Raw genomic sequence first — 12,999 nt, 5'->3', positions numbered from 1 at the left:
AAAAAGAAAGCCGGCTCAACCGGGAGGAAAGAGAGAGTTTTTGTGCAAGCCTTTCGGTTCAGATGCCTGAAAGATTTGAGAATTGATTCTTTTGCAGGAGGCAGCGGATTTTTTAGGGCAATGTAAAAAAAGCTGCCGACTTGTTAGTCAGCAGCTTTTCCATTGATAAATTAGCGCTTATTCCGGTTTCTCAAGAACGTCGGGATGTCAAGCGTGTCCTCGGCAGGCTGTGAAGGACTGCGGTGCGGCATGCTTGGCTCCTCACGCTGTTTCATCTCCCGTTTCGGAGCTTGCTGATGATGCTGTTTTAACCCCTGATTCAAAGGTCTTTGCGGTTTTGAAGCATCGTGCTCCTGTTCGATGAAGCCGGTCGCAATCACGGTTACGACGATTTCGTCTTTTAAATTTTCATTGATGACAGATCCGAAAATCATGTTGACGTCTTGGTCAGATGCTGCAGCTACGATGTCCGCGGCTTCCTGGACTTCATACAGGCTCAGGTTCGTGCCGCCTGTAATGTTCATGAGAACGCCTTGTGCACCGTCAATCGCCGTTTCAAGCAGCGGGCTGGAAACAGCTTTTTTCGCGGCTTCGGCAGCGCGGTTTTCACCTGTTGCCACACCGATTCCCATCAATGCTGAGCCTTTATTGGACATGATCGTTTTCACATCGGCGAAGTCAAGGTTGATCAGCCCCGGTGTCGCAATCAGGTCTGAAATCCCCTGAACACCCTGACGGAGAACGTTATCCGCTTCACGGAACGCTTCAAGCATCGGTGTGTTTTTGTCAACAATTTCAAGAAGACGGTCATTCGGAATGACGATCAGGGTGTCGACGGCTTCCTTCATGGCTGAAATGCCGCCGGCTGCCTGAAGCTGTCTTTTTCTCCCCTCAAATGTAAACGGCCTTGTCACAACGCCGACAGTCAATGCGCCCAAATCCTTCGCGACCTGTGCGATGACGGGAGCCGCTCCCGTACCTGTTCCGCCGCCCATTCCAGCGGTAACGAACACCATGTCAGCGCCTTTTAAGGCTTCTTCAATCTGTTCTTTGCTTTCTTCAGCCGCTTTTTTCCCGACTTCCGGATTGGCACCGGCGCCAAGTCCGCGCGTCAGCTTCGCACCGATCTGCATTTTCGTTTCCGCTTTTGATAGATTAAGAGCCTGAGCATCCGTGTTGACTGCGATAAACTCAACTCCCTGAACGTCATTTTCAATCATCCGATTGACAGCGTTGTTGCCGCCGCCACCTACTCCAATTACTTTAATCGATGCTAAGCCGTCTATATTTGTTTCAAACTCTAACATGCTAAATCCTCCTAATCCGTCGAATGACTAATCTCTATTCCCAAAAGAAGTTAAATATTTTCTTCATTTTGCTCGGCTTTTTCTCAGCTTGAGCCTGCTGCTTTGATTTTGGTTTCGGACGCTGCTGCACTTCTTTTTGATGGGAAGCCGCGACTTCCTGAACCGCTTCCGTCGGCATTTTAAACCCTACTTTTCTGCCTTGGATTTTTGCGTTGCGGTAAGCGAATTGGATGAGACCTACGCCTGTCATATATTGAGGTTCTCTCACACCGATGTAATTCGGGCTAGCCACTCTGACGTTATTTTGAAGAACATCTTGTGCAAGGCTGAGGACGCCCGGCATTCCCGCCTGTCCGCCTGTGAGCACAAACCCGCCCGGCAGTTCTTTAATACCCATGCTCCGCAGCTCGTCTGCAACGAATAAAAAGATCTCCTCGAGTCTGGCTTCAATAATGTCGGCCACTTCCCGCTGAGTGAAGGTCTGCTTTTGGTCTGTCCCGATGACGGCGACTTCGAATGTTTCCTCTTCTGAAGCTTCCTCATAGAAAGCGTGTCCAAACTGCTTTTTGACCCTCTCAGCTTCATCCGTGGATGTGCGGAGACCGATTGAAATGTCTTTGGTGATGTTTTCGCCGCCCAAAGGCACGACACGGGTTGCTAAAAGCTGGCCGTTTTCAAAGACGGCGACGGTCGTTGAGCCTCCTCCGATGTCGATTAAAGCCACCCCGAGGTTCTTTTCATCTTTTGACAGGGCTACAGATCCGGCTGCCAGCGGCTGCAGGCATATATCCGTAATTTCGATTCCCGCCCGTTCCACGCAGCGGAGGAGGTTATGTAAAATCGTCTTTGAGCCGGTGATGAGCGACCCTTCTACTTCAAGCCGGACACCGAGCATCTTTTTCGGATCTGTTATCTCGCCTCTTCCGTCAACAATAAACTGCCTGGGAATCACATCGACGATCAGCTGTTCAGGCGGAATCGAAACAACTTGAGCCGCTTCCATGACCCTGCGCACATCTTCCACTTGTATTTCTTTATTTTCACTGGAAACCGCCACAACACCGTTCGTTTCCTGAATGTGGATGTAGTTCCCATTTACGCCGACAATCGCATGAGTCAGCGGAAAACCTATCATTCTTTCTGCTTGTTCAAACGCTTTTTTTATAGAATGAACAGTTTCATCTATATCAACGATTGACCCTTTTTTCAGCCCCTCTGAGGGAACATTTCCGACTCCGATAATGTTAAGCGATTCGTCTGACATTTCGCCGACGATCACTTTAATATTGGACGTACCGATGTCTAGACTGACGTAAAGTTCATTGTTGTTCATTCTATGGCACCTCCTCACATTTCAGTCAATTCTATTCTATTATTTGCCGAACAACAATACAATGAATCTGGTTTTACAAGTGTGTAACAATCAATAAAAACCAATACGCTTCTTTTTTAGTTTTAGGATTACTGTGAATATTCGTTATATCCTATGTATATCCTCTTTTAAATCTGATTTTTTTTATTTTTTTCTCCTGGAAGCCGTCCATTTGGCAAGAAGTATTCTTCTGATGACTGCGATGTTTTGAAAAAGTCTCACGCCAAATGCAAACATGCCGACTAAATACAAGTCTACACCAAGATGAACGCCCAGAAAAGCCAAACCTATCGCGAGGATGATATTGAAAAAGAAGCCGGTCACAAAAACTAGTTCATCGTATGCACTTTCCAAATGAGCCCTTATGCCTCCGACCAGTGTATCAAGCGAAGCGAGAATCGCTAAGGACAAGTAATTGGAGTACTCTTCCGGAATTGTAAAGTTCGAGCCGAACCCGATGGCAATTCCGAGCAAAAGGCCTAGAACCGGAAGCCACATTAGGAATTCTCTCCTTTTGATTTATCGATCGGTTTCAATGGCGCGGTTTGCATTGAACCTTCGTATGCTTTGATTTTGATTTGTTTCTCAGGCTTTTCTATTTGTAAATCCAGATTTTCTCCGGCAAACAGATCTTGAAGAGTTGAGGCATTCATTCGGCTATATAGTTTATCGGCGTTTTTGCCAATGACTTTTACTGTTATCGGATAGTTGTCCAAAGGATATCCGTCTATTTTCGTCGTTCCGTTGATATCCCTGATCACCGTCGTATTGATAACCCTTCTGTCATTGATGGAAATGTCCTCTGCTTCATACATATTTAATTCATTGATCAGTTTTTTTAAGAGATCAGGAGGCGGATTTTGCATCGGCTCTCCCGTTAGTTCATCTGAGAAGAGCTGAGAAATGCGGATCGTAATCCCCTTGCCGGTGACGTCTGTGAAGCCGGCCTGTTTTTTGAGGCTTTGCAGCGTATCATTCAGCGCTTTAATCCGCGAGTTTTCTTCCTGCTGCTGATATGTATCCAGCATTTTTTCATATTTATCAATCTCGCTGATCAGATTGAGCTGCTTTTTTTGTTCTGCTTTCAAATCTTCCCTGAGGTCCCAGATATCCCTAGTATCCCGGATTTCGGGCTCCTTCAGGGAATTGAACTGCACGGAAAGCATGATTCCGAATATGAGCATCAGCACGCTTAGACTGATGAAACGATTGCTTTTCTTCAAGATTCGCCCACCAACTTTTCATCATTCATTCCCCTGCTTTAAAAGAGGCTCCATCTTGATGTTATCTTTTTTCTCGATGCCGACTGACACATGATCCTGAGTCAGCTGGTCGACAAGTCCTCCGGCGATATTCAGCGCCGGCATGAGCACATCGGCTTCACCGATGGCCGAAATGACGAAAGGAGCAGGATGCTGGCTTCCGTCAATGGTAATGACGGGACCGTTGCAGGATATGTAGGAATGATGCGTCACCCGTTGTCCGTTGATCGATACGGCCGCCGCGCCTGAGATCCACAGTTCATTCAGCAAACGGAAAATATGGCTTTCATGGACGATGTAGTTATTGACATTCTCCCCTTCCGGTATGTATGAAGCATCCTTCAGTGTGACTTCAATCCCTTCGCCCTGAACACCGATTTCGCCGACAAACATTCTGTATCTTTCAACATCTTCCAGAATGTTGTAGTATTCTTTTTTTTCCTTTTTCAGCGCTGCCTCTGTTTTCTGAACTTCCTGCTGCTTCTGATATAATTCCTGTTCCAGCTTTTTGTTTTGCTTTTCCTGCGAAATGAGCCGGTCGCGCAGCACATATTCCTCTTTCCAGTTTTCGGCGGTTTCCTCATGCTCTCTGTTCTCTTGAGCAAATTGATAGGAAAAAGACAATAGAAAACCGAGGACGAGCATGGCCAATGAGAGATTGACTGTATGTCTTTTCAACGTTCGTCTTCCTTTTTGCCGTCCTCAGCCTTTTTCAGGGGTTCAAAGTAAGTCGCAACTTCCAAATGAATGATTCCTTTTTCTCCTTTTGGCAGCTCCTTTACGATCGCCGGATAGCTTTCCATTTTCTTAGCGAACGATTTGATCGAAGCTGTCACAATATAGCCGTCATTCATATACATCCTGATCAGCCAAGAATTTGATTTTTGAGGTGTGTATTCGATCTCGGAAATCGACTGTTTCACTGAGCTGGAAAGTTTGTTCAGCTGTTTTGCCATTTGAACAAGCTTTTCATCTTCGGTCCAGTTGTTCAAGATCGGGCCGTTTTCATTCGGCGTCACTTCATCCGGGAGAACCGTCCCGTTTTCGAGCACCGAGTAATACACATTGTTCTTTTGCAAAAATGCAATGCTTTTATACTCTTCGATAGAGATTGCGATTTTATTGGGCAGTTTTTTGGAGACTTCGGCTTTTTTTATCAATTTATCCTGCTCAATCTTTTGTTCTGTCTTTCCCTTGTTCAGGCTCCAGAATTCCGTCTGCCCTTTATAAATGGAAGACAGGGAAATGATCGTATCCTTGGAAACGTTTTGATTTCCTTTGATCTCAACCGTCGACACTTTGCTGATCGGCGTCTGGAGGTAAATGATGATCAGCATCATCGTAAAAAAGAGGAGAATAAACGTAATCAGCCGGCGGTTTGCCTTCTGTTTTCTCTGTTCTTTGATTTTGGGAATCCGTTCTTCTATATTCACTACTTTTTCTTTATCAATATCGGGTTTCACTAAAGGCTCACCTCAGATCCAATCAAGCAGACAAAGATTTTTATTTGCTTTTTTTCGAAAAAAGACGCGCTCTTACGGCGTCTTTTGAAAAACCTTCCATCAGCGAAACAAACGACATACAAGGATGCCGTTTGCTTTTGTTCATTATATCATAAGGCGATCTGATTTTAGAGGCTGATTATCGTTTTTCTCCGATGATTTCAACCTCGGTGTGCATGTCAATATCATATTTTTCTTTAACCGTTTTTTGAATAAATGCAATTAAATCGAGAACGTCTTTGGCCGTAGCGCCGCCGGCGTTGACAATGAAATTGCCGTGCATCTCGGAAACCTTTGCCCCGCCGATCTGATGGCCTTTCAATCCGGCCTGTTCAACAAGCCGGCCCGCATGCTCGGGCAGCGGGTTTCTGAAGATGCTGCCTGCGCACGGATTGGATACAGGCTGTGTTTCTTTTCGGTAGTCCTTGTTCTTCTGCATCTGCGCGACGATTGCATCGCGTTCTTTTTGCTCCAGCTGGAGGACGGCTTCAAGACAAATGCCCGGCCGCTCGTTTTGAAGGATCGACGTGCGGTAGCTGAACGCCATCTCTTCATTTGTCAGCCATTCAATCGTTCCGTCTTCAAAAAGGATCAATGCTTTCACCAATATCCTGCTGATATCAGAGCCGTGGGCGCCGGCATTCATGTAAACCGCTCCGCCGACCGAACCCGGAATGCCTGCGGCAAATTCGAGGCCGGAAAGCCCCTTTTTGCTGATGCCTGTCGCAAGCCTTACGACAGAGTAGCCGCCGCCGACCGTCACTTGCTCGCCGTCGATTTCCATATGATCGAGCCCAGCGCCAAGCTTAATAACGACGCCTCTGATGCCTTCATCAAGGACAAGGAGGTTGGAGCCTCTGCCAATCGCCGTCCATTTGACGCCGTGTTTTTTGACCACCTTCATCGTATCCCGAATCGCCTCAATGCTTTTCGGCACAACCAGGACATCTGCAGGTCCGCCGATTTTAATCGTTGTATGGTTGCTGAGCGGTTCGTTTTCCAGCACTTTGCCGACTTCAAGCTCTTTTAATTCTTGTATCACCTTATCCATCGAAAACCTCCAAAATCCTTCTGTCTTATCATTTTTCCTTCTTTTGATTCAATTCTGTCAGCACATTGTATAGTCGCTGCGCCGCATCCGGCACGCCGAGAGATTTAGTGCGCTCACTCATCTCTTTTAACGTCTTTTCGTCTTGTAAAATATGATCGATCGCTTCAATTAAGCGCTCACCATTAAGCTCTGATTCTTTTAAAACGACTGCGGCGTTCCGGTCGCCGAGCGAGCTCGCATTCACTTCCTGATGGTTGGCTGTGACATAAGGGCTCGGGATTAGGACGCTTGGAATGCCGAGCGCGGTTATTTCCGCTATCGTCGTCGCGCCTGCCCGCGCTACCACGACATCAAGTGATTTTAAATACTCGGGCATTTGGTGCAAAAACGGCTGAACGACCATATTTGAAGCAGCTCCTTCTTTTTCAAGTGCTGCTGTTACTTTCTCATAGTGAACTTCCCCTGTGACATAAAGAACCTGGTAATCCCGTTTTTTCAATTCGTTTTGCATCGCAATCACAGCCTCATTGATCGGCGCAGCGCCGCGGCTGCCTCCAAAAATCAAGACCGTTTTTTTATCTTCGGAAAGCCCGAGAGCGCCAAGTGAGCGGCCCTCTTCTATAGAGACGACTTCAGAGGCTCTCGGGTTTCCTGTAAACACAACTTTTTCTTTTGGAAAATGAGCTTTAGCCTCTTCAAAACAAATCGCTACCCTATCAACATATTTGGATAAAAACTTATTGGTGAGTCCCGGGAGGCTGTTTTGTTCGTGGATGATCGTCGGGATCCCCAGTTTTGAGGCCGCATAGACGACCGGGCCGCACACATAGCCGCCGGTGCCGATCACCGCGTCCGGTTTGAACCGCTTTAATTCTTTTTTGCACTCTTTAACACCTTTTAAAAAGCGGATGACGGTTTTCACATTTTCAAATGACAGTTTTCGTTTAAAGCCTGTGATTTCAATCGCTTTGAAGGGAATATTTTCCCGTTCGACGATGTTTTTCTCCAGCCCTTTTTCCGTTCCGATATATAAAAATTCCACATCAGGATGATGCTGTCTGACTTCTTTAATAAAAGCAAGCGCGGGGTATATGTGGCCCCCCGTGCCGCCTCCGCTTACAACGATCCGCATCTGTTTTCCCCCTTATTTTCATATGTACATGCCGATAACCCTGCTTTTGGCAACAGGGTTATCGGCAAATGGCTTAATGGGACTAATATCTTGAATATCTGCTGACATTGAGCAACACGCCGACCGCCATCAGCATCAAGGTCAGCGATGACCCTCCATAGCTTAAAAACGGCAGCGTAATGCCCGTTACAGGAATCAGTCCGGTCACGACGCCAATATTGATCATCACCTGGATCGCAATCATTGAAATGACGCCGACGGCGACAAAGCTGCCGTACAAGTCGGGCGCCCCAAGCGCAATTCTGATCCCTCTCCATAAAAGCACGCTGAAGAGCAATAGAATGAGCGATCCTCCGATGAATCCGAGCTCTTCCGATAATATGGCGAAGATAAAGTCCGTCTGCGGCTCAGGCAAATAAAAGAACTTTTGTCTGCTTTGGCCGAGTCCGAGGCCAAAGAGCCCGCCGGGGCCGACTGCATACAGCGACTGGATGATCTGAAAGCCGCTTCCTAAAGGATCTTCCCAAGGATTTAAATATGATGTAATCCGTTTAATCCTGTACGGCGCCGACAGAACGAGGCCGATAAATCCGCTGAGGCCGATCAGACCGAGAAAAACAAAGTGCGAAATTCTCGCCCCCGCCACAAATATCATAATGATGCACGTTCCCACCATCACCGTGCCAGTCCCGAGGTCAGGCTGCATCATGATGATCAAAAAGGCGGAAAAGACAATGCCGAGCGCCGGCATAAAACCTTTTCTGAACGATGTGATATTCTTTTGCTTCTCAGAAAGAAATTTTGCCAAAAAGGCAATCATCGCGAGCTTCATAAACTCGGACGGCTGTATGCTGAAAGCGCCGACACCGATCCAGCTCCGCGAGCCGTTCCGCTCCATTCCGATTCCCGGAATCAGAACGATCGCCAAGAGAAAGAAGCAGACGATGATCAGAATCTTCGCGTAAGTCCTCCATGTCCAGTAGTCGACGGTCATGATAAAAAACATGGCGATGACCCCGATGCCGGCAAACAAAAGCTGCCGTTTGGCAAAGAAAAAGGAGTCATCGTATTTGTGTGTCGCCCATACCGCACTGGCGCTGTATACCATGATCAGTCCGATCGCTAGCAGTAATAACGTAATGATAACCAATAAAAAATCCGGTGACGTTTTTTTTGTTTGCAAAGCCGAACACCCCAAGCTTTATTTCTTAGGGCTTTTACGGTAAAGACAAGCCCTTATTTAAGCATATGCACGGCGTTTACAAACATGTCACCACGTTCTTCAAATGTTTTGTACTGATCCCAGCTTGCACATGCCGGGGAAAGGAGAATGACATCACCTTCGTCTGACAGGCTGAACGCCGCGTATGCTGCCTGTTCAACATTATCGACACGTTTCACCTGTTGTATTCCCATATCTTCCGCCAGCTTTTCAAACTTGGGCGCGGTTTCGCCGAAGGTTATGATCGCTTTGACATAAGACATGTGCGGCTTTAATTCATCAAACTCATTTCCGCGGTCAAGCCCCCCGCAAAGGAGAATCACCGGCTTCTTGAAAGCGGAGAGCGCTTTTTTCGTCGCCAGGATGTTCGTCGCTTTGCTGTCATTGTAAAACATTCTGTTTTTGACCGTTGCCACGTACTGCATTCTATGTTTAACCCCTGTGAAGGTCGTCAGCACTTGGCGGACAGCCTCGTCCGACACCCCTGCCGTCTTTACGATACAAAGGGCTGCCAAAATGTTTTCCAGATTGTGCTCTCCTGGCAAAACAACGTCTTTTAGCGGCATGATTTGTTCATTGTTAAACATGATCATTCCGTCTTTGACACAGGCGCCGCGCTCTACGATTTGCCGGACTGAGAAAAAGATTTTCTTCGCTTGTGAACATTCCGCCAGCCGGACGACTGTATCATCGTCCAAATTAACAACGGCAACATCTGTTTCCGATTGGTTTCGGTAGATCTGCTGTTTGGCAAGCTCGTAATTTTTTCGAGAATGGTGATAATCCAGATGGGCATCAAATACGTTTAACAATAAACCGATTTTCGGCCTGAATTGATACGTCCCCATCAGCTGAAAGGAAGAGAGCTCTGTCACAATCCACTCATCGCTGCGGGTTTGATTTGCCACTTCGCTTGCCGCTGTGCCGATATTTCCCGCAACGAGCGCTTTTTTCGAATCGGCTTTCAGCATTTCATAAACGAGTGTAGTTGTTGTCGTTTTACCATTAGATCCGGTAATCCCGATAAAAGGCGCATCTGTGAGATGATAGGCGAGCTCGACCTCCGTCCAGACGGGAACCCCCCTTTTCAGGGCTTCTTCAACCATCACATTTTCATAGCGGATTCCCGGATTTTTAATGAGAATGTCGATCGAATGGAGGTCGAAAAGCTCTGTCGGATGGGTGCCGCAGACCACCTTAACGCCTTTTTCGGCGAGAATTTGTGCAGGTTCGTTTTCTTCAAAAGGCTTTTGATCGTTGACGACAACGTTGACGCCTTTTTCGTGCAGGATCGAAGCAGCCGCATAACCGCTTTTCGCCAGCCCCAATACAAGCACGTTTTGATTTTGCAATAGATCTTGAGTAACCACTTATAACCACACCTCGATGTAAATTCCTAAGACGGCAAGCAAGAGACCCGCTGTCCAAAATGTCACGACGACTCTCCACTCCGACCAGCCGACAAGCTCATAGTGATGATGAAGAGGGCTCATTTTAAAGATTCTTTTGCCGGTCGTTTTGAAAGAAATCACTTGCAGAATGACAGAAAGGGTTTCAATGACGAATACACCGCCGATGATAACCAAAAGGATTTCCAATTTCGTTAAGATCGCGATCGTCACAATTGCTCCCCCTAAGGCGAGCGAACCCGTATCGCCCATAAAAACCTTTGCGGGATGGGCATTGAAGACAAGAAATCCAAGCACAGCGCCGACAACGGCAACCGAGAAGATCGCAACATCGTATTGCCCTTGATTCCACGCCAAAATCGCAAAGGCGCCGAAAGCGATCGCCGCCGTCCCCGATAAAAGCCCGTCAAGCCCGTCTGTCAAGTTGACAGCGTTTGAGCCGCCAACAAGCATAAAGATGACGAGAATCAGGTAGCCCCAGCCGAAATCAAACGAAGCATCAGTTCCCGGAATGCGGATGGTGGTCGGCATTCCCTGAGCATAGTAGACGGCATAAAACACCGCGGCGATGATGATTTGGCCGATCAGCTTCTGTCTGGATGTCAAGCCGAGATTCCGCTTCATCACCACTTTTATATAATCATCCAAAAAGCCGAGAAGTCCGTAGCCAATCGTGACAAACAGCAGCAGGAACATGTTCATGCTGACTTCGGAAAATTTCATCGTCATCACGATCGTTGTGGCAATGATCGATAAAATGATCATCACACCGCCCATTGTCGGTGTTCCCGATTTTTTTTGGTGGGATTTCGGACCTTCTTCGCGAATGCTTTGGCCAAATTTAAGCCTTCTTAAAAACGGGATGAAGATCGGAGACAAAAGAACGCTGATTAAAAAGCCCATGATAATCGTAAATAAAATCACTTGCTCCAGCATTGTGCTCCTCCCCTTTCCGCGCCATCGCCAGTTTTTAAGAAGCTGCATACGCATCTATCATATTCACTGTTTTTTTTCATATGTTGATTTATTTTGAACGCTTCCATCACTTTAACAACTCTTTCCTGTAATTCTTTTTCTTTTATTTCAGTTCAAGAATGGCCCGTTTCGCCACTTCTGCATCATCAAAATCGAATGTTTGGCCGCCGATCTGCTGATAGGTCTCATGGCCCTTGCCGGCAATCAGGACAACGTCGCCTTTTTTAGCGTTGGCAATCGCAAAAAAGATCGCCTGCTCCCGGTTGACGATGCTGTGATAGTAAGCACCTTTCACGCCTTCTTCCATATCGTTCAAAATGGCGAGCGGGTTTTCACTTCTCGGGTTGTCCGCTGTAAACACCGGCTCATCGGCCAGTTCAGCGGCGATTTTCGCCATTTTCGGGCGCTTTGTCTTATCCCGGTCCCCTCCGCAGCCGACGACGACAAAGAGCTTGCCTTCCGTCATCCCTCTGCATGTGTTGAGGACGTTTTCGAGGCTGTCCGGTGTATGGGCGTAGTCGACGATCACCGGAAAATCCTGGCCGGCGTCCACCAGCTCAAATCTTCCCCTGACACCTCTCAGCCCTTCAATTCCTTTCGTAATCACATCGAATGAAATGTCCGCCGCAATCGCGATAGCCGCCGCAGCCAACACATTATAGACGTTGAACCGGCCGACAAGCGGAATTGTCACCCGTCCCGTTCCTTTTGGTGTCACAAGATCAAAGGTTGTCCCTTTCGGCGCCATCCTGATGTTTTCGGCCTTGATATCGGCATCGTTTTCAATGCCGTAAGTCAAAAGGTGTGCTGCTGTCACCTGGGCAAAATATGCTGAAGCCGGGTCATCTGCGTTTAAAACGGCCCACTTTGGTTTTTCATGGTTAAAGGAGCCGCCCAGCTGGGAGAAAAGCAGGCTTTTCGCATGTTTATATTCTTCCATTGTTTGATGATAATCGAGGTGATCCTGCGTCAGGTTTGTAAATGCGGCGATATCGTAATCACAGCCGTGCACCCGGCCCATATGGAGAGCGTGAGAAGAAACTTCCATGATGGCTGTATCCACATCTTGGTCAACCATTTTTTTAAACGTTTTTTGAAGTGTGACGCTTTCCGGCGTCGTATTTTTCGCATCGAATGTTTCATCGTTGATTTTCGTGTACATCGTCCCGATCAGCCCTGTGCGGCTGCCCGCCTTTCTGAAAATCTCTTCGGCCATATGGGAGGTCGATGTTTTGCCGTTTGTGCCGGTGATGCCGATCAGTCTCAGTTGCTTTGTCGGCTGCCCGTAAAAAGCATCTGATAAAACGGCAAGCGCTCTTTTCGAATGGCGGACGATGATGACGGGAACTGCCGCCTCCACTTGCCTTTCCGCCACTATCGCTTGCGCGCCGTTTTCAACCGCCTGCTTGACATAGTCGTGTCCATCAACTGTATACCCTTTTATACAAACAAAAAGACTCCCTGTTTTGACTTCCCTGGAGTCCATCTCAATTGAAGTTATTTCAGGGTCTTCTTGGCTGTTAAAGGAAGGTTCGTTTTTTAAATATGTAAGTAGCTTTGTTAATTTCATCGTATCAAACCTCTCCTAGTTCTCTTCATTCCAAATTCGTTTTTATATCTTTTATATCGATTGCTGCCTGATTTCCCGCACGGACTTCATGCGGACATACAGTTCATATTTTAGCGTAAAAAAGAGAAGACATCCAGCTAATCCTGTAAAATCTCTATATTTTTTAGCGTGAAACAGGCAGCCGGCCATCTCCGGCC

12 protein-coding genes are annotated in these 12,999 nt (G+C 47.2%); all 12 read right to left on the bottom strand.

The genetic code is table 11. The annotated features are described in order from the left end of the window. Positions 1–170 precede the first annotated feature (170 nt). Complete coding sequence (gene ftsZ, locus M654_RS10600) at positions 171–1,307, bottom strand: cell division protein FtsZ (protein ID WP_026586876.1); 1,137 nt, start codon at positions 1,305–1,307, stop codon at positions 171–173. A 34-nt stretch (positions 1,308–1,341) separates the two neighbouring features. Then, complete coding sequence (gene ftsA, locus M654_RS10595) at positions 1,342–2,640, bottom strand: cell division protein FtsA (RefSeq protein WP_026586875.1); 1,299 nt, start codon at positions 2,638–2,640, stop codon at positions 1,342–1,344. Between the two features lie 183 nt (positions 2,641–2,823). Then, complete coding sequence (locus M654_RS10590; protein WP_026586874.1) at positions 2,824–3,177, bottom strand: small basic family protein; 354 nt, start codon at positions 3,175–3,177, stop codon at positions 2,824–2,826. Continuing rightward, positions 3,177–3,902, bottom strand: a complete 726-nt coding sequence (locus M654_RS10585) for a DUF881 domain-containing protein (RefSeq protein ID WP_026586873.1) — start codon at positions 3,900–3,902, stop codon at positions 3,177–3,179. Before M654_RS10585 ends, M654_RS10590 begins: the two co-directional genes overlap by 1 nt. 21 nt (positions 3,903–3,923) lie before the next feature. After that, a complete protein-coding gene (locus tag M654_RS10580) occupies positions 3,924–4,619 on the bottom strand; it encodes a DUF881 domain-containing protein (RefSeq protein WP_026586872.1) in 696 nt (231 codons plus the stop codon). Then, the gene (locus M654_RS10575; RefSeq protein ID WP_026586871.1) at positions 4,616–5,404 is read right to left on the bottom strand and encodes a cell division protein FtsQ/DivIB; all 789 of its coding nucleotides are present in this window, start codon (positions 5,402–5,404) and stop codon (positions 4,616–4,618) included. The genes M654_RS10580 and M654_RS10575 overlap by 4 nt, the downstream gene beginning before the upstream one ends. A gap of 178 nt (positions 5,405–5,582) precedes the next feature. Continuing rightward, the gene (gene murB / locus M654_RS10570) at positions 5,583–6,494 is read right to left on the bottom strand and encodes a UDP-N-acetylmuramate dehydrogenase (RefSeq protein ID WP_026586870.1); all 912 of its coding nucleotides are present in this window, start codon (positions 6,492–6,494) and stop codon (positions 5,583–5,585) included. A gap of 28 nt (positions 6,495–6,522) precedes the next feature. Further along, complete coding sequence (murG, locus tag M654_RS10565) at positions 6,523–7,626, bottom strand: undecaprenyldiphospho-muramoylpentapeptide beta-N-acetylglucosaminyltransferase (protein ID WP_026586869.1); 1,104 nt, start codon at positions 7,624–7,626, stop codon at positions 6,523–6,525. 82 nt (positions 7,627–7,708) lie between these two features. Then, on the bottom strand, positions 7,709–8,809 hold the full coding sequence (gene spoVE, locus M654_RS10560) for a stage V sporulation protein E (protein WP_026586868.1): 1,101 nt from the start codon (positions 8,807–8,809) through the stop codon (positions 7,709–7,711). 53 nt (positions 8,810–8,862) lie between these two features. Further along, positions 8,863–10,218, bottom strand: coding sequence for a UDP-N-acetylmuramoyl-L-alanine--D-glutamate ligase (gene murD, locus M654_RS10555; RefSeq protein WP_026586867.1), 1,356 nt, complete (start codon positions 10,216–10,218; stop codon positions 8,863–8,865). Then, on the bottom strand, positions 10,219–11,193 hold the full coding sequence (mraY, locus tag M654_RS10550) for a phospho-N-acetylmuramoyl-pentapeptide-transferase (protein ID WP_026586866.1): 975 nt from the start codon (positions 11,191–11,193) through the stop codon (positions 10,219–10,221). 142 nt (positions 11,194–11,335) lie between these two features. Continuing rightward, on the bottom strand, positions 11,336–12,802 hold the full coding sequence (locus M654_RS10545) for a UDP-N-acetylmuramoyl-L-alanyl-D-glutamate--2,6-diaminopimelate ligase (protein WP_026586865.1): 1,467 nt from the start codon (positions 12,800–12,802) through the stop codon (positions 11,336–11,338). Positions 12,803–12,999 lie beyond the last annotated feature (197 nt).

Source organism: Bacillus sp. NSP9.1, from assembly GCF_000465465.2.
In the GTDB taxonomy this organism is placed as follows: domain Bacteria; phylum Bacillota; class Bacilli; order Bacillales; family Bacillaceae; genus Bacillus; species Bacillus sonorensis_A.
The sequence above is the reverse complement of the archived record's forward strand: the minus strand, read 5'-3'. Positions and strand labels throughout refer to the sequence as shown.

Excerpts from the sequence above, each read along its gene's own strand:
- M654_RS10545 (WP_026586865.1), bottom strand. The coding sequence starts at position 12,802 with ATGAAATTAACAAAGCTACTTACATATTTAAAAAACGAACCTTCCTTT.
- murB (WP_026586870.1), bottom strand. The coding sequence starts at position 6,494 with ATGGATAAGGTGATACAAGAATTAAAAGAGCTTGAAGTCGGCAAAGTG.
- ftsA (WP_026586875.1), bottom strand. The coding sequence starts at position 2,640 with ATGAACAACAATGAACTTTACGTCAGTCTAGACATCGGTACGTCCAAT.
- mraY (WP_026586866.1), bottom strand. The coding sequence starts at position 11,193 with ATGCTGGAGCAAGTGATTTTATTTACGATTATCATGGGCTTTTTAATC.
- murG (WP_026586869.1), bottom strand. The coding sequence starts at position 7,626 with ATGCGGATCGTTGTAAGCGGAGGCGGCACGGGGGGCCACATATACCCC.
- M654_RS10590 (WP_026586874.1), bottom strand. The coding sequence starts at position 3,177 with ATGTGGCTTCCGGTTCTAGGCCTTTTGCTCGGAATTGCCATCGGGTTC.
- ftsZ (WP_026586876.1), bottom strand. The coding sequence starts at position 1,307 with ATGTTAGAGTTTGAAACAAATATAGACGGCTTAGCATCGATTAAAGTA.